At 69.2% G+C, this 22,050-nt stretch carries 17 protein-coding genes and 1 pseudogene; 16 read left to right on the top strand and 2 right to left on the bottom strand.

Annotated features, from left to right (window positions below; all coding sequences use genetic code 11):
* Positions 1-170: pseudogene (locus tag ABT367_RS23050) on the bottom strand (xylulokinase); the annotation flags it as partial.
* Between the two features lie 272 nt (positions 171-442).
* On the opposite strand from ABT367_RS23050, the gene xylA reads away from it, so the two are divergent.
* From xylA to ABT367_RS23025, 5 genes are all read left to right on the top strand, one after another.
* A complete protein-coding gene (xylA, locus tag ABT367_RS23045) occupies positions 443-1,609 on the top strand; it encodes a xylose isomerase (RefSeq protein ID WP_352254970.1) in 1,167 nt (388 codons plus the stop codon).
* Positions 1,610-1,786: 177 nt separating this feature from the next.
* Positions 1,787-3,070: an ABC transporter substrate-binding protein gene (locus ABT367_RS23040; protein WP_352254969.1), complete on the top strand. Its 1,284-nt coding sequence runs from the start codon at positions 1,787-1,789 to the stop codon at positions 3,068-3,070.
* A gap of 14 nt (positions 3,071-3,084) precedes the next feature.
* Complete coding sequence (locus ABT367_RS23035; protein WP_352254968.1) at positions 3,085-4,047, top strand: carbohydrate ABC transporter permease; 963 nt, start codon at positions 3,085-3,087, stop codon at positions 4,045-4,047.
* 5 nt (positions 4,048-4,052) lie between these two features.
* A complete protein-coding gene (locus tag ABT367_RS23030; protein ID WP_352254967.1) occupies positions 4,053-4,883 on the top strand; it encodes a carbohydrate ABC transporter permease in 831 nt (276 codons plus the stop codon).
* 8 nt (positions 4,884-4,891) lie between these two features.
* On the top strand, positions 4,892-6,292 hold the full coding sequence (locus ABT367_RS23025; protein WP_352254966.1) for a GH1 family beta-glucosidase: 1,401 nt from the start codon (positions 4,892-4,894) through the stop codon (positions 6,290-6,292).
* A 100-nt stretch (positions 6,293-6,392) separates the two neighbouring features.
* Here the strand turns inward: ABT367_RS23025 and ABT367_RS23020 are convergent, their stop codons facing one another.
* Positions 6,393-7,676 (bottom strand): ROK family transcriptional regulator, encoded by a 1,284-nt coding sequence (locus ABT367_RS23020; protein ID WP_352254965.1) that lies wholly within the window; start codon positions 7,674-7,676, stop codon positions 6,393-6,395.
* Positions 7,677-7,836: 160 nt separating this feature from the next.
* Between ABT367_RS23020 and ABT367_RS23015 the strand changes: the two genes are divergently transcribed.
* The 11 genes from ABT367_RS23015 to ABT367_RS22965 all read left to right on the top strand — a co-directional run bounded on the left by ABT367_RS23015 (position 7,837) and on the right by ABT367_RS22965 (position 21,951).
* Positions 7,837-9,135 carry an ABC transporter substrate-binding protein gene (locus ABT367_RS23015; RefSeq protein WP_352254964.1) on the top strand — a complete coding sequence of 433 codons (1,299 nt, stop codon included), beginning with the start codon at positions 7,837-7,839 and terminating at the stop codon, positions 9,133-9,135.
* A complete protein-coding gene (locus tag ABT367_RS23010; protein ID WP_352254963.1) occupies positions 9,132-10,106 on the top strand; it encodes a carbohydrate ABC transporter permease in 975 nt (324 codons plus the stop codon). The genes ABT367_RS23015 and ABT367_RS23010 overlap by 4 nt, the downstream gene beginning before the upstream one ends.
* The gene (locus tag ABT367_RS23005; protein ID WP_199547844.1) at positions 10,103-10,924 is read left to right on the top strand and encodes a carbohydrate ABC transporter permease; all 822 of its coding nucleotides are present in this window, start codon (positions 10,103-10,105) and stop codon (positions 10,922-10,924) included. The genes ABT367_RS23010 and ABT367_RS23005 overlap by 4 nt, the downstream gene beginning before the upstream one ends.
* Positions 10,925-10,963: 39 nt before the next feature.
* A complete protein-coding gene (gene yicI, locus ABT367_RS23000; RefSeq protein ID WP_352254962.1) occupies positions 10,964-13,225 on the top strand; it encodes an alpha-xylosidase in 2,262 nt (753 codons plus the stop codon).
* A gap of 36 nt (positions 13,226-13,261) precedes the next feature.
* Entirely contained in the window at positions 13,262-14,275 is a 1,014-nt protein-coding gene (locus ABT367_RS22995; RefSeq protein WP_352254961.1) for a LacI family DNA-binding transcriptional regulator, read from the top strand.
* A gap of 144 nt (positions 14,276-14,419) precedes the next feature.
* Positions 14,420-17,338 carry a glycoside hydrolase family 3 C-terminal domain-containing protein gene (locus ABT367_RS22990; RefSeq protein WP_352254960.1) on the top strand — a complete coding sequence of 973 codons (2,919 nt, stop codon included), beginning with the start codon at positions 14,420-14,422 and terminating at the stop codon, positions 17,336-17,338.
* 100 nt (positions 17,339-17,438) lie between these two features.
* Positions 17,439-17,903 carry an SRPBCC family protein gene (locus ABT367_RS22985; protein WP_352254959.1) on the top strand — a complete coding sequence of 155 codons (465 nt, stop codon included), beginning with the start codon at positions 17,439-17,441 and terminating at the stop codon, positions 17,901-17,903.
* Positions 17,900-18,238, top strand: a complete 339-nt coding sequence (locus ABT367_RS22980; RefSeq protein WP_352254958.1) for an ArsR/SmtB family transcription factor — start codon at positions 17,900-17,902, stop codon at positions 18,236-18,238. The genes ABT367_RS22985 and ABT367_RS22980 overlap by 4 nt, the downstream gene beginning before the upstream one ends.
* Positions 18,239-18,310: 72 nt before the next feature.
* Positions 18,311-18,763, top strand: a complete 453-nt coding sequence (locus ABT367_RS22975; protein WP_352254957.1) for an SRPBCC family protein — start codon at positions 18,311-18,313, stop codon at positions 18,761-18,763.
* A gap of 74 nt (positions 18,764-18,837) precedes the next feature.
* Positions 18,838-20,352: an alpha-N-arabinofuranosidase gene (locus ABT367_RS22970; protein ID WP_352254956.1), complete on the top strand. Its 1,515-nt coding sequence runs from the start codon at positions 18,838-18,840 to the stop codon at positions 20,350-20,352.
* Positions 20,353-20,610: 258 nt separating this feature from the next.
* Positions 20,611-21,951 carry a phosphatase PAP2 family protein gene (locus ABT367_RS22965; protein WP_352254955.1) on the top strand — a complete coding sequence of 447 codons (1,341 nt, stop codon included), beginning with the start codon at positions 20,611-20,613 and terminating at the stop codon, positions 21,949-21,951.
* The last annotated feature ends 99 nt before the right edge of the window (positions 21,952-22,050 follow it).

Genomic DNA, 22,050 nt, shown 5'->3' with positions numbered 1-22,050 from the left:
CACAGCTCCGGGTCGCTCTCGCGCGCGCCGTGCTCTCCGGTCACCGCGTGCGGGGCGCGGCCCACGGCCAGCAGGCGTCCGGTGCCGGCGTCCGTGACGGCCGCCTTCGTGGACTGCGTCGAACTGTCCACGCCGATCACGACTGCGGAAGGCGTTGCTGACGGTGGCATGGCGCCTCTCCACTTGCTTGCGATCCTGAAGGCAAAGGCTCTGTCGCCGCCATTTGATCGTACAGAAAACAAAAGGGCAAGAGGTGGGAGCGGAAGAATCATCGAAGCGCTTCGATCCTTCTTACAGCTGGTGATTGAGGGTGTGCTGGGGGTCATTTGAGCTCAAGGGTCTAGCGCTTCGACGCTTCATCGCGTATTAGTCATGTCAGAAAACAAACAGCTCGGTGAACGCCGGGCCGACGCGAAGCACGTGAGCAGCAAAGGGCCGCAGCATGTCCGATCGCTTCACCCCCACCTTTGACGACAAGTTCACCTTCGGTCTGTGGACCGTCGGCTGGCGTGGCAACGACCCCTTCGGCGACGCCACCCGCCCCGCCCTCGACCCCGTCGAGTCGGTGCGCCGCCTGGCCGAACTCGGCGCGCACGGCGTCACGTTCCACGATGACGACCTGATCCCGTTCGGCGCCTCCGGCAGTGAGCGCGACGCGATCGTCAAGCGCTTCCGGGCCGCTCTGGACGAGACGGGCCTCGTGGTGCCGATGGCGACGACGAACCTGTTCACGCACCCGGTCTTCAAGGACGGTGGCTTCACCGCCAACGACCGCGACGTGCGCCGCTATGCGCTGCGCAAGACGATCCGCAATATCGACCTCGCGGTCGAGCTCGGCGCGCACACCTATGTCGCCTGGGGCGGCCGCGAGGGCGCCGAGTCCGGCGGCGCCAAGGACGTGCGCGACGCCCTCGACCGTATGAAGGAGGCCTTCGACCTCCTCGGCGAGTACGTGACGCAGCAGGGCTACGACCTGAAGTTCGCCATCGAGCCCAAGCCGAACGAGCCCCGCGGCGACATCCTCCTGCCGACCATCGGCCACGCCCTCGCGTTCATCGAGCGCCTGGAGCGCCCCGAACTCGTGGGCGTGAACCCCGAGGTGGGCCACGAGCAGATGGCGGGCCTGAACTTCCCGCACGGCATCGCCCAGGCGCTGTGGGCGGGCAAGCTCTTCCACATCGACCTCAACGGCCAGACCGGTATCAAGTACGACCAGGACTTCCGCTTCGGCGCCGGCGACGTGCGCCAGGCGTTCTGGCTCGTCGACCTCCTGGAGACGGCCGGATACGAGGGCCCGCGCCACTTCGACTTCAAGCCGGTGCGCACCGACGGCTTCGACGGCGTGTGGGAGTCTGCGAAGAACTGCATGCGCAACTACCTGATCCTCAAGGCGCGTGCGGCCGCGTTCCGCGCCGATTCCGAGGTGCAGGAGGCGCTGCGCGCGTCCCGGCTCGACGAGCTCGCCCGGCCCACCGCCGGCGGCCTCGCCGAACTCCTCGCGGACAAGGGTGCGTTCGAGGAGTTCGACGTGACGGCCGCGGCCGAACGGTCGATGGCCTTCGAGCGCCTCGACCAGCTCGCCATGGAGCACCTGCTCGGCGTCCGCTGACGCCGCTCACTTCAGGCGATTCGGCAGCTGGACGTTTCGACGTCCCGTGAGGCCGATCCCTTCGCGACACGGCCGGTACGGCGCAGGCCGGAGCCGTACCGGGCCACCGCGAACACCCCGACGGGACACGGGCGTTCCGTCGGGGCCGGCCACCCCTCCCAGGCAAGGGCAACCACCGTGACAGCAGTTCCTCCTCCGGACGCGACGCGTGCCAGGCGCCGCCGTTCCGGCCGACAGGTCCGACGGGGCCGACGAGTCGCAGCCCCGCTCACCGTTGTCTCCGCGCTCGTCGCCACCGCCGCCCTCGCGGGCTGCGGACAGCAGCGCGACCCCGACGTCTACACCGTGCTCAACTCGTCCACCGACGACTCGTACCACAGCTGGGACGCGGCCACCCTGAAGCGATGCAGCGCGAAGCTCGGCATCACCATCGAGCAGCAGAGCGTGCCCGCGCCTCAGGTGATGACCAAGTCCCTGCGCATGGCCTCGTCGAAGTCGCTCCCGGACGTCATCCAGTTCGACGCCTCCGAGATGCCGACGTTCGCGGAGGCCGGCGGCCTGATCGACCTGCGCACCCTGGGCCTGTCCACGAAGGACATCCCCAAGGGCATCGTCGACTTCGGCTCCTACGAGGGGACGTACTACGGGGCCGCGCGGACGGTGAACACCCTCGCCCTCTTCTACAACAAGGACATCCTGGACGAGGCCGGACTCGAAGTCCCCACCACCTGGGACGAGATGAGGGACACGGCGAAGAAGCTCACGCAGGGCAAGCGGTACGGCATCGCGCTGAGCGCGGGCGGCGCGGAGGACGGCGTCTTCCAGTTCACGCCGTTCATGTGGTCCAACGGCGGAGACGAGCGGGAGCTCGACTCGAAGAACGTCGCCGAGGCGCTCGACTACTGGAAGGGCCTCATCAAGGACGGCTCCCTGTCCAAGTCCACCGTCAACTGGACCCAGGCCGACGTCAACGACCAGTTCATGGCCGGGAACGCCGCCATGATGATCAACGGTCCGTGGCAGGTCGAGACCCTCAACACCAAGAAGGACCTGGACTGGGGTATCGCACAGATACCCGTCCCGAAGACCGGCGACGACTCGGTCGGACCGCTCGGCGGCGCCATCCTCACCGTGCCCAACACCGGTGACACGGCCCGTGAGAGGACCGCCGCGAAGATCGTCGGGTGCATGTCCTCCGAGCAGGAGCAGATCACCTACGCGCGCAACAGCTGGATGGTGCCCGCCAACGCGAAGGCGGCCGCGATCTGGCGCAAGGAAGTGCCCGAACTCGACGCGCTCGCCGACCAGGTGGCCACCGCCCGCTCGCGCACCACGCAGGTCGGGGCCGGCTGGGCCTCCGTATCGCTGGCCCTGCAGAGCGCCTTCCAGTCGGCGCTCACCGGGCAGGACAGCGCGGCCGCGCTGAAGAAGGCGCAGGCCCGCGCCGCGAGCGGGAACTGAGGGGACTCACGAACATGTCGACCACCACGGCTGCACCGCCCGCCGTCCCTACGGCCGCCGAGAACAACTCCGCCGCGAAGCAGCCCGACCCGCTGCGGGCCCGACGCCGGCGCAGGCTCTCCCAGTGGGGGTTCATCGCCCCCGCCGTCGTCTTCATGCTGCTGTTCTTCGGCTATCCGCTCGTCCGCAACATCGTGATGAGCTTCCAGGACTTCTCGCCGTCCACGTTCTTCGACGGCAAGGCGCCCTTCAACGGCACCGACAACTGGAGCAAGGTCTTCCAGGACGACCTGTTCGGCAAGGCGCTCTGGCACACCATCGTCTTCACGATCGGCTCGTTGATCGGTCAGTTCGGCATCGGGCTCGCCCTCGCCGTCTTCTTCACGAAGAAGTTCCCGCTCAACGGGTTCCTGCGCTCGCTGATCCTGCTGCCCTGGCTCGTCCCGATGGTCGTCTCCGGCATCGTGTGGCGGCGCATCCTCGACCAGGACACCGGGGTCCTGAACTCCCTGTTCGACACCCTCGGGTTCGGCGGCAGCACCCCCTGGCTGACCAGCCCGGGCATGGCCCTGTTCTCCGTGATCATGGTGAACATCTGGATCGGCATCCCGTTCAACATGGTCATCCTCTACGGCGGACTCCAGGAGATACCCAAGGAGCTGCACGAGGCGGCCGCCCTGGACGGCGCTTCGGCCTGGCGCACCTTCCGGTCCGTCACACTGCCGCTGCTCAAGCCGGTCATCACGGTCGTGCTCGTGCTCGGCTTCATGTCGACGGTGAAGATCCTGGATCTGATCCTCGCCCTCACCGACGGCGGACCCGCCGACTCCACGCAGACGCTCGGCACCCTCACGTACCAGAACTCCTTCGTCCAGCTGGACTTCGGTGCGGGCGCCGTGGTCGGCAACGTGCTCATCCTCATCTCCGCCGTCTTCGCGGTGTTCTACCTGCGGGCCAACCGCTCCGAGGGGAAGTGACCGGCATGGCAACCGTCACCGTGACCAGCAAGCCCAAGCGCCACTGGGGCGCCACCGTCGCCGGCCTCGTGATCCTGTGCGCGATGCTGTTCCCGCTGTACTGGATGGTCAACACGGCCCTGCAGCCCGACTCAGGACTCCTCGAAGTCTCCCCGGTTCCGGGGTCGTTGGATCTGTCCGGATTCACCTCCGCGATCACCGAGCAGGGCGGTCACCTGCTGACCTCCCTCGTCGTCGCACTCGGCGCCGTCGCCATCTGTCTGGCGATCGCCGCGCCTGCCGCGTACGGGCTCGCGCAATTCCGGCTGCCCGGGACGAAGAGCATCGTCTTCGGCACCCTGATCACCCAGATGGTGCCGGGCATCGTCATCGCCAACGCCCTGTACAGCGCGTATGTCGATCTCGGCCTGGTCAACTCGTACTTCGGCCTGATGCTCGCCGACGCCTCGCTCGGCATCCCCTTCGCCATCGTCCTGATGCGCTCGTTCATGGTGGCGATCCCCAAGGAGGTCATCGAGGCGGCGGAGGTCGACGGCGCGGGCAGGCTGCGCACATTCCTCCAGGTGGTGCTGCCGATGAGCCGCAACTCCCTCATCACAGCGGGGCTGTTCGCCTTCCTGTACGCATGGAGCGACTTCATGTTCGCGCTCACGCTCAACACCACCGACGACGTCAAGCCCGTCACGCTGGGCATCTATCAGTACATCGGCGCCCACGTCGGCGACTGGGGCTCGGTCATGGCCGCCTCCGTCCTGTCGGCGATCCCGGCCGCCGTGCTGCTCGTCCTCGCCCAGAAGTACATCGCCGCCGGCATCACCGGCGGATCCGTCAAGTAAGGCCTTCCATGAGTGACTTGAACCCTCAGCCGGTGTTCCCCGACGGCTTCGTGTTCGGCGCGGCCACCGCCTCGTACCAGATCGAGGGCGCCGCGTACGACGACGGCCGGGGCCCCTCCATCTGGGACACCTACAGCCACACGCCCGGCCGCACCGCGGGCGGCGACACCGGTGACGTGGCCTGCGACCACTACCACCGCTACCCCGAGGACATCGGACTCCTTCGCGGGCTCGGTGTCGACTCGTACCGTTTCTCGGTCGCCTGGCCGCGCATCCAGCCGACGGGGGAGGGGCCCGCCAACCAGAAGGGGCTCGACTTCTACTCGCGTCTGGTGGACGAGCTGTTGGAGGCAGGCATCGAGCCTGCCGCCACCCTCTACCACTGGGACCTGCCGCAGGCCCTCGAAGACAAGGGGGGTTGGCGGGTCAGGGAGACCGCCGAGCGGTTCGCCGAGTACACGGCGATTGTCGCCGAACTCCTCGCCGACCGGGTGCCCCGCTGGATCACCCTCAACGAGCCCTGGTGCAGCGCGTTCCTCGGCTACTCGGTGGGCCGCCACGCGCCCGGCGCCCAGGAAGGCACCGGAGCGCTGGCCGCCGCCCACCACCTCCTCGTCGGCCACGGACTCGCCGTCAAGGCGCTGCGTGCCGCCGGAGTACGCGAGGTCGGCATCACCCTGAACCCCGACTTCAACGTGCCCGCCACCGACTCCACCGCCGACCGGGCCGCCGCCCTGCGCGCCGACACCCAGCACAACCTGGTGTGGACGGACCCGATCCTGGCGGGCCGCTATCCGGAAGCGGAGCAGGACACCTGGGGCGAGCTCATCACCCGCCAGGACTTCCGGCGCGACGGTGACCTCGCCCTGATCGCCCAGCCCTTGGACTTCCTCGGCGTCAACTACTACCGGCCCACGCTCGTCGCCGACGCCCCCCATCGTCAGACCGACCCGGCGGTGCGCGTCGCCACCGACAACCGGTACGCGGAGCAGCCCTGGCCGGACGTAAGGCGCAACGCCATGGGCTGGCCGGTCGTCCCCGAGACCTTCACCCAGCTGCTCACCGGCCTCAAGGACCGCTACGGCGACGCCCTGCCGCCGATCCACATCACGGAGAACGGCACCGCAGAGCACGACGAGGTCGCGGCGGACGGCGCCGTCCACGACACCGACCGCGTCGCCTACCTGCACGACCACCTCACGGCCCTGCGCGCCGCGATGGACGCGGGCGTCGACGTGCGCGGCTATTACGTGTGGTCCCTGCTCGACAACTTCGAATGGGCCCTCGGATACGCCAAGCGGTTCGGCATCATCCGTGTCGACTACGACACCCAGGAGCGCACCCCGAAGGACAGCTACCACTGGTACCGCGAGCTGATCGCCGCACACCGGGACAGGACGCAGAGCTGACCTGACACGCACAGCAGGACAGGTCCGCTGCCGACCTGTCCCACCCTTGACCCGGAGCGCGGGACGGTCCGGCGCCGCCATGCCCCGCTGACGCAGGGCGTCAGTCCTTCCCGCGCTCCGCGTACGCCGCCGGATCCGCGAGCACCTCACGGATCACGCGCGCGGCCGCGCCACGCGCCGCGTCGCCGGACGAGGACGAGGCGCGCAGCCGGCCGTTGCCGGGCGTCCACAGGCCCGACACCACCCGCGCCGTCAACTCCGCGTCAGCGGCCGGGGCCAGCCACGGCATCAGCCCGCGGAAGACACCACCGAGCAGCACCGCGTCCGGATCGATGAGGTTCACGGCGCCCGAAAGCACCCGGCCCAGACGCCGTCCGGCGTCCTCGAGCGCCGCAAGGGACCGCTTGTCCCCGTCCCGTGCCCGCGACTCAAGCTCCGCGACACCGGCCGCCCCCGAGCCCTCGTCGAGGCCCGCCGCCCGCAGCAGCGCGGCCTGTCCCGCGTACTGCTCCAGACAGCCGCGCGCCCCGCACCGGCACTCGGGCCCGTCCGCCTCCACCACGACATGCCCGATCTCGCCCGCGAACCCATGGGCGCCGCGCAGCAGCCGGCCGCCCAGGACCAGCGCGCCGCCGATGCCGATCTCGCCGGTCAGATAGATGAAGCTGGACACGCGTCCGGTGCCGTCGTGCCCTGCGCTCTTGCTGCCACCGTCCCCCACGCCGTCGCCGAACCACAGCTCGGCCATCGCCGCCAGATTGGCCTCGTTGTCCGCGCTGACCGGCAGCGCGCGGTGCGCGGGCCGCAGGGCGGACAACGCCTGGGCGAACACACCCTCGACGGCCACCCGGTTCCAGCCGAGGTTCGGCGCCTGCCGCACCGCGCCGCCGGACACCAGGCCGGGCAGCGCCAACTCGGCCGCCACCGGGCGCAGTTCCTGCTCGGCGGCGGACTCCAGGGCTCGGGCCGCGATCCGCGCGGCCTGCGTCAGTACGGCGGTGGGCGCGGCGGCCCGGTTGTCGAGGCGCTCGACCAGACGTACACGATCGGTGCCGGCGAGATCGACCACGCACACGGTGATGTAGTCGATGTTGATCTCGACGCCGAGCCCGGCGGGCCCGGTGCGCGCCATCTTCAGGACGGTGCCGGGACGGCCCGCCTGGCCGCTGAACGTCTTGCCCCACTCGGTGAGGTAACCGTCGCCGAGCAGCTGGTCCACCAGGGAGGAGACCGCCGCCCGGGTCAGCCCGACCCGGCCCGCGACCGCGGCCCGGGTCGCCTCGCCCGCGTCGTGCACCGTACGCAGCACGAGACTCAGGTTGTGCCGGCGCAGGGTCGCCTTGTCGGCCTTGGGGGAGCTGGCGAACGGGTCACTGCTGTTCATCGTGGGCCGAGCCTAAGTGATATTCGATTTGTTCACGCCATTGACCTACTGCCGACACATCCCTACCTTGCTCCGTCGAAGCGATTCGACAGCAGTCATCGAATCGATTCGACGCACCCGCACTTCCTTCCGGCATTTCCAACTCCCATGGAGGCAGCCGATGTTGAAGGCACGGAGAAGGGCGCGCCTACTGGCGGCCGCCCTGGCAGGGATTCTCTCGATGAGCACGCTCGCCGCGTGCGGCGACGACGCAGGCGACAAGGAGTCCGGCAAGACGCTGCGGCTCTGGCACTACGAGGCGCCCGAGAGCGCCATGGGCAAGGCCTGGAACGAGGCCATCGCCGAGTTCAAGAAGACGCACCCGGACGTCAAGGTCGAGTTCGAGGCCAAGGGCTTCGAACAGATCCAGAAGACCGCCCCGCAGGTCCTGAACTCCGACAAGGCACCCGACCTGCTCGAGTACAACAAGGGCAACGCCACCACCGGGCAGCTGTCGAAGCAGGGGCTGCTCACCGATCTGACCGACGAGGCGAAGAAGCGCGGCTGGGACAAGTCGGTCCCGCCCACCGTCGCCATCACCAGCAGGTACGACAAGGGCGTGATGGGCAAGGGCGCCTGGTACGGCGTGCCCAACTACGCCGAGTACACGATGGTCTACTACAACAAGGACCTGTTCACCGAGCACAAGGTCGACGTCCCGACCACGGTCGACGAGCTCGAGGACGCCCTCGCGACCTTCAAGGACGCCGGCCTCACCCCGTTCGCCAACGGCGGCGCCGAATACATCGCCCAGCAGTACGTCTACCAGCTGGCCCTCTCGCAGGCCGACCGCTCCTGGGTCGACGACTTCCAGATGAAGGGCAAAACCGACTTCTCCGACGCCGCCTGGACCTACGCCGCCGAGACCTTCGCCGACTGGGTCGACAAGGGCTACATAGCCAAGAGCTCCAGCGGTCTGAAGGCCGAGGACGCCGGCGTCTCCTTCATGCAGGGCAAGCACCCGATGTTCTTCTCCGGCAGCTGGTGGTTCGGCCGCTTCGCCGAGGAGGTGAAGAGCTTCGACTGGGACACCTTCATGTGGCCCGGCAGCAAGCTGACACTCGGCTCGGGCGGCAACCTCTGGGTGGTGCCCGAGGGCGCCAAGAACAAGGAACTCGCCTACGACTTCATCGACATCACGATGAAGAAGCAGGCCCAGAACACCCTCGGCAACGCCGGCGGCGTCCCGGTCGCCGCGGACTCCTCCGCCATCACCGACGAGCGGGCCAAGAAGCTGATCGAGCAGTTCGACACGCTCGCGGGGAACGACGGCCTCGCGTTCTACCCGGACTGGCCGGCCAACGGCTTCTACGACAGCCTCGCCTCCGAGGTCCAGAAGCTGATCACCCAGAGCGCGGGGCCGGGTGACGTACTGAAGTCGCTCCAGTCCGAGTACGACGAGAACGTGCTGAAGGAATGACCGACCTCGCCACCAAGGCCTCGGCAGGCGCCGACGGGGGCCAGGCCCTCTCCCGTCGGCGCCGGGCGGGCGCCGGGCGCTCCCGGACGGACGGGTCGTACGCGCTGTATCTGCTGCCGGGCGCGCTCGCGTTCCTCGTCGTCATCGTCGTGCCGTTCGTCATGAACACCGGCATCAGCTTCACCGAGTGGTCCGGCGTCGGCACCCCGGAGTTCACGGGTCTGGACAACTACGAGAAGCTCGCGGGCGACGAGGACTTCTGGGAGTCGTTCCGGCACAGTCTGGCGATGGTCGTGGCGATGGCCGGGGTGCCCACCGCCCTCGGACTCGTCCTCGCCTCCGCGCTCTTCGACGTGGTCGCCAAGCACGCCGGCAGCCGCTGGGCGTCGGCCCTGCGCGCCTGCTTCTATCTGCCGCAGGTGCTTCCGATCGCGGTCGCCGGCATCGTCTGGAGCTGGATCCTCGCCCCCGAGAACGGCTCCCTGAACGATCTGCTCGGCGCCCTCGGCCTCGACTCGCTCCAGCAGGACTGGCTGGGCGATCCCGACTGGGCGCTGTACAGCGTCATGGCCGTCATGGTCTGGGTGCAGATCGGCTTCCCGCTGGTCATCTTCATGTCCGGACTGCAGCGTCTCGACCCGGCCCTGCACGAGGCGGCGGAGCTCGACGGCGCCGGCTGGTGGCGGCGGTTCTGGCACGTCACCCTGCCGCAACTGCGGCCGGAGATCGCGGTGGTGCTCCTTTGGTGCACGATCGCGGCCCTGAAGGTCTTCGGCATGGTGTACGTCCTGACCGGCGGCGGTCCTGGCGGGTCGACGAACGTGCCTTCCTACTTCGCGTACCAGAACTTCTTCGAGAACTTCCAGGCGGGCTACGGGGCCGCGGTCTCCACCGTGCTCACCATCCTCATCATGGTGCTGGCCCTCGTCGCGCTGCGCCTGCAGACCAGGGTGGAGGACGAGGCCGGATGACCGCCCTCAGGAAGTACCCCGTGCTCGCGGCGCTCGTGCTCGGCGCGCTGTTCATGATCCTGCCGTTCGTGGTCGTGGTCATGAACGCGGTGAAGTCGCCCGAGGAGTACTCCTCCGACGGCCCGCTCAGCCTGCCCGACAGCGTGTACCTGGACGGCCTCGCCGACTTCTGGGAGCGCGTGGACTTCGGCGAGAAGCTGTGGAACTCCGTGCTGATCTCCGGGTCGGTGGCGGTGCTCGCCGTCGTGCTCTCCGTGTTCAGCGCGTACGCCATCGGCATCGGCCGGATCAAGGGACGGCCGTGGGTGCTCGCCTTCTTCGTGCTGGCGAACATGCTGCCGCAGGAGTCCCTGGTCTACCCGATCTACTACCTCTCCAAGGAGGCCGGCCTCTACGACACCAGGCTCAGCGTCATCATCGTCTTCACGGTCATCCAGTCGGCCTTCGGCACCTATCTGCTCTCCTCCGTGCTCTCCGGTTTCCCGCGCGAGATCATCGAGGCCGCCCGGATCGACGGGGCCACCAAGTGGCAGGTCCTGTGGCGGGTCGTGGTGCCGGTCAGCCGGCCCACCATCGGCGTCCTGATGGTGCTGTTCTTCATCTGGACCTGGAACGAGTTCCTGCTGCCCCTGGTCATGCTCGTCTCCGACGACGTCCAGACCGTCTCCGTCGCCCTCGGTGTGCTGCAGGGCCAGCGCGACATGGACGCCACGATGACGAACGCCGCCGCGCTCCTCGGCGTGCTGCCCGCCATCGCCTTCTTCCTTCTCTTCCAGCGGACGCTGACCCGCGGCATCGCCGTGGGCGCGGTCAAGTGATCCCCGAACCCACCCCGGTACACCCCGAAAGGCGGCCGCATGAAGTTCACCGACGGCTACTGGATGCTGCGCAAGGGCGTGAGCGCCGCTCATCCGGTCGAGGTCCTCGACGTGACCGACGCCGAAGGCGGCACACTCGAGATCCACGCCCCCACCCAGCCCATCCGGCACCGCGGCGATCTGCTGAAGGGCCCGGTCATGACGGTCTCGTGCCACTCGCCCCTGCCCGATGTGATCGGCGTGACCCTCACCCATTTCGACGGTGAGGTCGACCGGGGCCCGCACTTCGCCCTGGCCGAGGGCGACACGCACGCCCAGGTGTCGTACGACGAGGACCACGCGCTGCTCGTCGCGGGCAGCCTCGCCCTTCGGGTGTCGCGCGGCGGGCCCTGGCAGCTCGACTTCCTCACCGCGGACGGGATGAAGCCGCTCACGTCCTCAGGGCCCAAGGCCATGGGCATCATGCAGACGGACACCGGCGAGCACTATCTGCGCGAGCAGCTGAACCTTACGGTCGGCACCAGCGTCTACGGCCTCGGCGAACGCTTCGGGCCGCTGGTCAAGAACGGCCAGGTGGTCGACATCTGGAACGCGGACGGCGGCACGGCCACCGAACAGGCCTACAAGAACGTGCCGTTCTACCTGACGGACGCGGGATACGGAGTCTTCGTCGACCACCCCGGCCGGGTGTCCCTCGAGGTCGGCTCGGAGGCGGTCTCGCGGGTGCAGTTCAGCGTCGAGGGCCAGGACCTGACGTACTACGTCATCCACGGCCCGACCCCGAAGGAGATCCTGCGCAAGTACACCGCGCTCACCGGCCGGCCCGCGCTGCCGCCGGCCTGGTCGTTCGGGCTGTGGCTGTCGACGTCCTTCACCACCTCCTACGACGAGGAGACGGTGACGTCCTTCATCGACGGGATGGCGGAGCGCGAACTGCCGCTGTCCGTCTTCCACTTCGACTGCTTCTGGATGCGCGAGTTCAACTGGTGCGACTTCACCTGGGACCCACGGGTCTTCCCCGACCCGCGGGGCATGCTCACCCGTCTGAAGGAGAAGGGGCTGCGGATCTGTGTGTGGATCAACCCGTACATCGCGCAGCGCTCCCCGCTGTTCGCCGAGGGGCGCGAAGGCGGCTATCTCCTCAAGAAGCCCGACGGCGGTGTGTGGCAGTGGGACCTGTGGCAACCGGGCATGGCCCTGGTCGACTTCTCCAACCCGCAGGCGCGTGCCTGGTACGCGGGGAAGCTGGAGGCGCTGCTCGAAATGGGCGTCGACTGCTTCAAGACCGACTTCGGCGAGCGGGTGCCCACGGACGTGGCGTACTTCGACGGCTCCGACCCGGAGCGGATGCACAACTACTACACGTACCTCTACAACCAGACGGTCTTCGACGTGCTGACCAAGCACCGAGGGGAAGCCGAGGCCGTGGTCTTCGCCCGCTCGGCGACGGCCGGCAGCCAGCAGTTCCCGGTGCACTGGGGCGGTGACTGCGAATCCACCTACGAGGCGATGGCCGAGTCGCTGCGCGGCGGTCTCTCGCTCGGCCTGTCCGGCTTCGGCTACTGGAGCCACGACATCGGCGGGTTCGAGGGCACACCGTCGCCCGCCCTGTTCAAACGGTGGATCGCCTTCGGCCTTCTCTCCTCGCACTCCCGGCTGCACGGCTCGTCCTCGTACCGGGTGCCGTGGCTGTTCGACGAGGAGGCCGTGGACGTGCTGCGGCTCTTCACCCGTCTGAAGCTGCGCCTCATGCCGTACCTCGACGCGGTCTCGCGCCAGGCGCACACCGAAGGCGTGCCGATGATGCGGGCGATGGTCCTCGAATTCCCGCACGACCCGGCGTGCACCCACCTGGAACGGCAGTACATGCTCGGCCCCGACCTCCTTGTCGCGCCGGTGTTCTCGGACGCGGGCGACGTCTCGTACTACGTGCCCGAAGGCACCTGGACGCATCTGCTGACCGGCGAAGAGGTACAGGGTCCGCGCTGGGTGAAGGAGCGCCACGGCTTCGACAGCGCGCCGGTGCTCGTACGCCCGGGCGCGGTGCTGCCGGTGGGCGCCGTCGACGACCGGCCGGACTACGACCACGCGGACGGTGTGACGCTGCGTGCGTACGGGCTGCGCGGTGGCGAGCGGGTCGAACTGACCGTGGGCGGCGTGGACTTCACGGTCGTACGCGAGGGCTCCACGGTACGGGCCTCGGCGAGCGACACGAGCCGTCCGTGGGGGCTTCAGGTGGCCGGCGGCACCGAGGTGCGTGCCGAAGCCGGCACCGGAGTGGTCGTGGCGGAGCTGGGCTGAGCCGGGCCCGTCCGACCAGTAGTCCAGGGGGAGTTGATGGTCAAGATCACCGATGTGGCCCGGCACGCCGGGGTGTCGCCGAGCACGGTCTCGTACGCGCTGAGCGGGAAGCGGCCGATCTCGGCGGAGACCAGGCAGCGCATCGAGGCCAGCATCCACACGCTCGGCTACCGGCCGCACGCCGGCGCCCGCGCGCTGGCCAGCAGCAGGTCCAACGTGCTCGCCCTGGTGGTGCCGTTCCGCACCGGGATGCATGTGCCGGTGGTCATGCAGTTCGCCGTGTCGGTGGTGACCGCGGCGCGCCGGCACGACCACGACGTGCTGCTGCTCACGCAGGAGGAGGGGGAGGAGGGGCTGAGGCGCGTCGCGGACACGGCGCTCGTCGACGCGCTGATCGTGATGGACGTCCAACTGCACGACGCCCGGCTGCCGTTGCTGCGGGCGCTCGACCGGCCCAGCGTCCTCATCGGGTTCCCCGCCGAGCCGCAGGGGCTCACCTGCATCGACCTCGACTTCGAGGCGGCGGGCGGTGCGTGCGTACGGCATCTGGCCGAGCTGGGCCACCGGTGCGTGGCCCTGGTCGGCTCGCCGCCCGAGGTCTACCTGCGGGAGACCGGCTTCGCCCAGCGCGTCACACGCGGGTTCACCGCCGCCGCGGACGAGCGCGGGCTCACGTCGACCGTCCACCCCTGCGAGGCCACGCAGGCGGCGGCGCGCGACATGGCGCGGCGGCTGCTGCGCGAACACCCGGGGCTTACCGGCCTCGTGGTGCACAACGAACCGCTGGTGCAGCCGCTCATCGACGCGTTCCGCGAGCTGGGCCTGCGGGTGCCGGGGGACCTGTCGGTGGTGGCGATCTGTCCCGACGCGCAGGCCGAACAGGCGCCCCTGCCGGTGTCGAACGTGGCGGTTCCGTCGGCGGAGATCGGGGCCGAGGCGGTGGAGCTCCTGATGCAGAAGCTGGAGCAGCTGCCCGTGCCCGAATCCACCCTGCTGCCGCCGCGGTTGACGCGCCGGCAGACCACGGCGCCGCGGTCCGCTTCGGGCTGAGGGGCGGTGCCGTGGGGCCGCTTCCGCCGAGGAGCGGCCCACTGTCCGCTTCCCCTGAGGAGCGGCGCCCGACCTACGTACGGCAACACCCCGATCCATGACGTGAGTCGAAGCGATTCGACCAGATCAGAAGGAGTCACGTACGTGAGACGCAGAACCATGCTCACCATCCCGTTCGCCGCCGCACTCGCCGGCGCCGTCTCCGGACCGGCGGCCGCCGCCGGCGCCCCGGCCGCATCGCCGGGCGCCGCCCGACTCGCGGGCCGCGTCGAGGAGTTGCTCGGCAAGCTGACCCTGGACGAGAAGATCTCGCTCCTGCACCAGTGGCAGCCGGCGATACCCCGCCTCGGCATGAAGGCGTTCCGCACCGGCACCGAGGCGCTGCACGGCCTTGCCTGGCTCGGCCCGGCCACCGTCTTCCCACAGGCCATCGGCCTCGGCTCCACCTGGAACCCGGAGCTGATCGAGGAGGTCGGCTCCGCCGTCGGCGACGAGGTGCGCGGCCTGCAGCACGAACGCCCCGCGGGCTGGGGCCTGAACGTATGGGCGCCGGTCACCCAGCTCCTGCGCGACCCGCGCTGGGGCCGCAACGAGGAGGGCTACTCCGAGGACCCGCACCTGGTCGGCGTGATGGCGACGGCGTACGCGAAGGGCCTCATCGGCGGCGACCCCGACCACCTCAAGACCGCACCCCTGGTCAAGCACTACCTGGCCAACAACAACGAGGTCAGGCGGGACCAGACCTCGTCGGATCTGCGGCCCCGGGTGTTCAAGGAGTACGAGGAACCCGCGCACAAGGCGGCCATCGCGGCCGACGCGGCGTGCGGAGTGATGACCGCGTACAACCTGGTCAACGGCCGCCCCTGCACCGTCACCGACCTCAACAACTCGGTGCGCACCTGGACCGACCGCACGCTCCTGAACGTCACCGACGCCTGGGCGCCCAACAACCTGCCGGCCGACGGCTCGCAGAAGTACTTCGACACCCTCGCCGAGGCGGACGCCGCGATCCTCAAGGCGGGCCTCGACAGCTTCACCACCGACGACACGGACCCCTCCAAGACCGTCGCGGCGATCAACGAGGCGCTGGACAAGGGCCTGTTGGCCGAGTCCGACGTCGACACCGCCGTACGGCACATCCTGGACATCCGGTTCCGCCTCGGCGAGTTCGACGAGAACGGCGGCCCCTACGGACATCTCGACAAGTCCGTCATAGACAGCCCGGCGCACCGGCGGCTCGCCCGCAAGGCCGCCACCGAAGCGATCGTGCTCCTGAAGAACGAGAGCGGCGCTCTGCCGCTCGACGCCCGCGCGCTGCGGAAGGTCGCCGTCGTGGGCCCGCTCGCGGACACCCTCTACACCGACTGGTACTCCGGCGAACTGCCGTACCGTGTCACGCCGTTGAGCGGCATCACCAAGCGGCTCGGCGCGGGCGCCGACGTGGTGAGCAGCGAGGGCGTCGACCGTATCGCGCTCAAGAACGCCTCGACCGGCGCGTACATCACGGCAGGCACCGGCGCGAGCGGCGCGGCCCTCAAGGAGAGCGCCACGGACGCCGGCGTCACGGAGCACTTCGACGTCTTCGGCTGGGGACAGGGTGTGGTCACCCTGCGGGCGGCCGCCAACGGCAAGGTCGTCGGCATGCGCGACCCCGGCGGGAGCGGCTACCAGTTCTTCAACGACCAGGCGCAGCCCAACGGCTGGTTCGTCTCGCAGCTGTTCTCGCTCCAGGAGCAGAGCGACGGCACGGTCCTGCTCAAGTACGTCGGATACGAGAACTGGCTCGGCGAGAACGTCTACCTCCGTGCCCGCGCCGCGGACGGTGTCCTGGTCCTCGGTTCCGCGGCCGAGGCGAGCCGCTACACCCGCGAGGTCGTGCGCGACGGCATCGAGGAGGCGGTCGCGGCGGCGCGGACGGCGGACACGGCGATCGTCGTGGTCGGCTCCATGCCCTTCATCAACTCCCGGGAGACCGACGACCGCGAGGACATGGGCCTGGCCGAGACGCAGGCGGCGCTGGTCAAGGCCGTGCGGGCGGCCAATCCGAAGACGGTGGTCGTGGTGGAGAACAGCTACCCGACGACGCTCACCTGGGAACAGGAGCACGTCCCCGCCCTGCTCTGGACGACCCACGCGGGCCAGGAGACGGGCAACGCGCTGGCCGATGTCCTCTTCGGCGACGTCAGCCCGTCCGGCAAGCTCACCCAGACCTGGTACCGCTCCGAGGACGACCTGCCCTCCCTGCTGGAGTACGACAACATCAAGTTCGACCGCACCTATCAGTACTTCAAGGGCGAGGTGCTCTACCCCTTCGGGCACGGCCTCTCGTACACCTCCTTCCGCTACGGCAAGCCGCGCGCCGTGCGCGGCGGGATCGAAGTCGCCGTCACCAACACCGGGCGCCGCACCGGCGCGGAGGTCGTACAGCTCTACACGCGGCAGCGCACCTCCCGCGTCAAGCAGCCCCTGAAGAGGCTGCAGGCGTTCCGCAAGGTCACGCTGAAGCCGGGCCAGACGCGGACCGTCACCCTGCCGTTGTCGCGGGAGGACCTGGCGCACTGGGACGTCACCCGTTCCCGGTGGGTGGTGGAGGAGAGCACGTACGAGGTCATGGTCGGCTCGTCCTCCGGTGACCTGCGCGGCCGTACGACCCTGGAGGTCCGGGGCGAGACCGTGCCGGCGCGCGATCTGTCGCGCTCCACGCGGGCGGAGAACTTCGACGACTACGCGGGCGTGCGGCTGGTCGACGAGGCCAAGCCGCGCGGCACGGCCGTCGGCGCGGAATCCGCCCGGGCCTGGCTGCTGTTCGCCGACGCGGACCTGCGCGGCGGCGCGCGGCGCCTGACCGCACGGGTGGCGAAGGAGTCGTCGGGCGAAGGAACGATCGAGGTCCGGCTCGGCGCACCGGACGGCCGGCTCGCCGGCCGCGCGACGGTGACGAGCACGGGCTCGCGGTACGCGTACACCGAGGTGACAGCCGCGCTCTCGGGTGCCTCCCGGCGCCAGGACGTGTACCTCGTCCTCACGGAGGGGCTGCGGCTCGCCACGTTCTCGCTGAGCTGACCATGGGTCCCCGCCCCTATGTGCAACCAATGGTTGCGCATAGGGGCGGGTTGCTCTATCGTCATGTGCAACGAAAGGTTGCGCGATGATGGAGGACAGCATGCAGCACGCCAGGATCGAGCGGGAGATCCGGATCGACGCCGCACCCGAGGTCGTCTACAAGGTCATCAGCACGCCCGAACACCTCAGTCAGTGGTGGCCGGACGAGGCCGAGCTCACGCCGGCCGCCGGTGCCACGGGCGTCATCACGTTCGGCGACAAGGGCGCGCCGGACGCGAAGGTCGTACCTCTCACGGTCCTCGAAGCCGACCCGCCCCGCCGGTTCTCGTTCCGCTGGGCCTACGGCGAGGGCGAGGCCGCCGCGCCGTCCAACTCCTTCCTGGTGACCTTCGATCTGATCCCCTCGGGCGCCGGCACGCTGCTGCGGTTCACCGAGACCGGATTCACGGAGAAGTTCTCCGACCGGAAGGAGTGCGAGCAGCACTACCACGAGCACGTCACCGGCTGGGACCACTTCCTGCCCCGCCTCGTCGCCTACGCCGCGCGGCTGGTGCGCACGGCGTGAGCGACACCGTCGACGACGAGCTGTGGTCGGCGGTGGGGGACCCCACCCGGCGCCGGATGCTCGATCTGATGCTGGCCGAGGGCGGCGGAACGGCCACCTCGCTGAGCGACCGCCTCCCCGTGACGCGGCAGGCGGTGGCCAAGCATCTTCAGCTGCTCGAACGGGTCGGGCTCGTCCACTCCACCGCCTCCGGGCGCGAGCGTCGCTTCCGCGTGGACGAAGGGCAACTCGCCCGAGCCGTCGAGCAGTTGTCCTCGGTGACCGCCGCCTGGGACGCCCGGTTGCAGCGCATCAAGCGGATCGCCGAGGCGATCCAGCGGGGTCAGGAGAACTGACCGCGCACGAAGCCTCGTACGAAGCCTCGTACGAAACCTCATGCGGAACCGCAGACGACAAGGAGATACGACATGGTCGACATCCTGCACAGGATCGGAACGACGTCCACTCCCGAGAAGGTCTATGCCGCCTTGACCACGGTCGACGGTCTCGCGGGCTGGTGGACGGAGCAGACCTCAGGTGAGAGCGACGTGGGCGGGATCCTCAGGTTCCGCTTCCACGGAGTGCCGATGCCCGACGGCTTCGACATGAAGGTGCTGCAGGCCGAGCCCGCCGAGCGGGTGCTCTGGGAGGTCGTCGACGGCCCCGAGGAGTGGATCGGTACGCGGATCGTCTTCGAGCTGAAGCAGGAGGACGGGTACACCATCGTGCTGTTCCGGCATGAAGGCTGGGCGGAGTCGGGGGAGTTCATGCACCACTGCAGCACCAAGTGGGCCACCTTCCTGATGAGCCTCAAGAAGCTGACCGAGACGGGCAACGGCGAACCCGCCCCGCACGACGTTCGGATCAGCAACTGGCATTGACGCGCGAGCGCCACGACTCTACGGTCCCGTTCGATGTGACGATCAGCCTTCGAAATCTCGAACAAAGGACCTTCATGTCCCGCGCTGCCCGCCTCACCCTCGACCCGGCCTTCACCGTGGGCCGGGTCGACCCCCGCCTTTACGGCTCCTTCGTCGAGCACCTCGGCCGCTGTGTGTACACCGGCGTCTTCGAGCCCGGCCACCCCACCGCCGACGAGGCCGGGCTGCGGGGTGATGTGCTGGCTCTCGTACGGGAGTTGGGGGTCACCGTCATCCGGTATCCCGGGGGCAACTTCGTCTCCGCGTACCGGTGGGAGGACTCCGTCGGGCCCGTGGACGAGCGCCCGCGGCGCCTGGACCCGGCCTGGCGGTCCACGGAGACCAACCGCTTCGGGCTCTCCGAGTTCATCGCCTTCCTGAAGAAGCTCGGCCCGGACGCCGAACCGATGATGGCCCTCAACCTCGGCACCCGGGGCGTCGGCGAGGCCATCGAACTCCAGGAGTACGCCAACCACCCCTCGGGGACCGCGCTTTCGGACCTGCGGGCGGCGCACGGCGACAAGGACCCGTTCGGCATCCGGCTGTGGTGCCTGGGCAACGAGATGGACGGCCCCTGGCAGACCGGCCACAAGACCGCCGAGGAGTACGGGCGTCTGGCCGCCGAGACCGCCCGCGCCATGCGGCAGATCGACCCCGGCGTCGAACTGGTCGCCTGCGGTTCGTCCGGCCGGTCCATGGAGACCTTCGCCGCGTGGGAGGCGACGGTCCTCACGGAGGCGTACGACGTCGTCGACCACATCTCCCTGCACGCCTACTACGAGCCGCTCGACGGCGATGTGGACTCGTTCCTGGCCTCGGCCGTGGACATGGAGTCCTTCATCGAGAGCGTGGTCGCCACCTGCGACCACGTCGGCGCGAAGCTCAAGTCGCCGAAGAAGATCAACCTCTCCTTCGACGAGTGGAACGTCTGGTACATGACCAGGTACCAGGAGGAGGCGGCGAGCAACCCCCTGGACTGGCCCGAGACCCCGCGCCTCCTCGAGGACGGCTACACCGTCACCGACGCCGTCGTGCTCGGCTCGCTCCTGATCGCCCTGCTTCGCCACGCCGACCGCGTGAAGATCGCCTGTCTCGCCCAGCTCGTCAACGTGATCGCGCCGGTCATGACGGAGCCCGGCGGCCCGGCCTGGAAGCAGACCACCTTCTTCCCTTTCGCCGAAGCGTCCCGGTACGGCCGCGGCGAGGTCCTCGACGTCCGCGTGGACTCTCCCTCGTACGCGACGAAGAAGTACGGCCAGGTGCCGCTGCTGCACGCCACGGCGGTACGCGGCGAGGACGGTACGGTCACGGTCTTCGCCGTGAACCGCGGCCGGAGGGACGAGCTGCCGCTCGAGGTGGCTCTGCGCGAGCTCGGTCTGAGCGAGCTCATCGGGCACAGCGCGCTCGCCGACGCCGACCCTCAGGCACGCAACACCCTCGACGACCCCGAGCGCGTCGCTCCGCACGAGGTCACCGGCACGACCCTGGCGGACGGCACGTTGAAGGCGGTCCTCGAGCCCCTGTCGTGGAATGTGATCCGGCTGCGCTGACCTGTCCCGTGGGGTGGGCAGGGTCGATTCCCGGCCACGCGAACCACGGGGATCAGGACTTTGTTTCCACCCCTTCGAGGGCACGGGTCACAGCCGATGCACAGGGGCCCGAGCTGCTCCGTTAGCATGTTCGATCGCATGGAGATCGCGCGCATGAACCTTCTCCCGGGAAGCAACGTCTTCAAGGACACATAGCGACCATCGAGCCAATATCGAGCGAACTGGCCAGGAGCATTGATACCGATTCCGTCGCGGGAATTGTCGCGCAGCAGCAGCCGCACGCGGGAGTCCGCACGGTGGCAGCCGAAGACCCTGCTCTGGGTCGCGGCGGGCGTCATCGCCCTCGGCTTCGTCGTGGGTCTGGAGGTCGCGGCCCGTCGGTACGGCGTGCCCGGACCGCTCACCCAGCAGGCGCGCGAGCTGATCTTCGCGCCCGCCTCGGGACCGCTCCTGTACGCGGCCATGGCGCTGATGATGGTCGTGCTCACCAAACGCGAGCGGTACATCGCCTTCGGGGCCGCGGTCGGCATCGACCTGGCCTTCTGGGGGGTGCGCTGGGCCGTCGGCGCCGATATGAACTTCGGCAACGGTGCGCTGTGGGTGATGGCCGGCGTCGCCGCCACAGCGGTCACCCGCCGCACCGGCCCGGAGCGGGTGCTGCTGCTCAAGGGCGTCGGTCTCGGACTGCTCCTGGTCGCCGGCCGCAAGACCGGTGACGCCTGGCTGCTGATCACGTCGAAGACCCGCCCGACCGTGCTCGACCCCTATCTCGCCACCGCCGACCATGCGCTCGGCAATCCCTCGTGGGTGGCCGGCCGGATCCTGGAGGCCATCGGTCCGGTCGGCGCGCATGTCCTCGACTGGGTCTATGTGCAGCTCGCCGTGGCCGCGGTCGTCATCTCGCTCTACCAGCTGCGGAACGTGTCGGCCGCCCGCCGCTTCCCGCGGCACCACCTCGTACGGACCTTCCTGCTCATAGGTCTGCTCGGGCCCGGCATCTACATGATCTTCCCGGTGGTCGGACCCGTCTTCGCGTACGGGATCGACGGTGGCCTGTGGGCCGCCGGCCAGGTGTGGCCGCACACGCCCGTGAAGCTGACCGCTCCGCAGGCGATCCCCTTCGACCAGATCACCCCGCGCAACTGCATGCCCAGCCTGCACACCGCGTGGGCGACGGCGCTGTTCATCCACTCCCGCAAGGGGCCGCGCCTGCTGCGGTTCGCGGGCACGTTCTGGCTCGTGGCCACGCTCAGCGCGACGCTCGGGTTCGGCTATCACTACGGGGTCGATCTGGCGTCCGGCGTGGTGTTCGTCCTGACGATCGAGGCGGCGCTGCGTGCGCAGGAGCACGGCTGGGACCGTTCGGCGCTCAAGCTCGCCGGCTACGGCGCGGGCGTCTTCACGGTCATGCTGTTCATGTACCGCTACGCATCGGTCGAGATGTCCCGGTACCCCGTGCTCTTCGGCCTGATCGTGCTCGGTGCGATGGGTTCGGTCATCTACGGCTATGTGCGGATCAGCAAGCGCTGGGAGCACAAGTCCGTACCGTCGCCGCGCAGGCCCGCCCTGCCGCGTCCCGCTGCGGCGCCTGTTCCGTAGAGCGGCTGTTCCGCGGGGCGCGGCTGTTCGGTAGGCACCTCGCGCTCTGCGCAACTCCTTGTTGCCCCCCACGGCGTCGTCTACTGTATGCAATCTGCG

The sequence above is a fragment of the Streptomyces mesophilus genome (assembly GCF_040300965.1).
Lineage (GTDB): Bacteria > Actinomycetota > Actinomycetes > Streptomycetales > Streptomycetaceae > Streptomyces > Streptomyces mesophilus_A.
The sequence above is the reverse complement of the archived record's forward strand: the minus strand, read 5'-3'. Positions and strand labels throughout refer to the sequence as shown.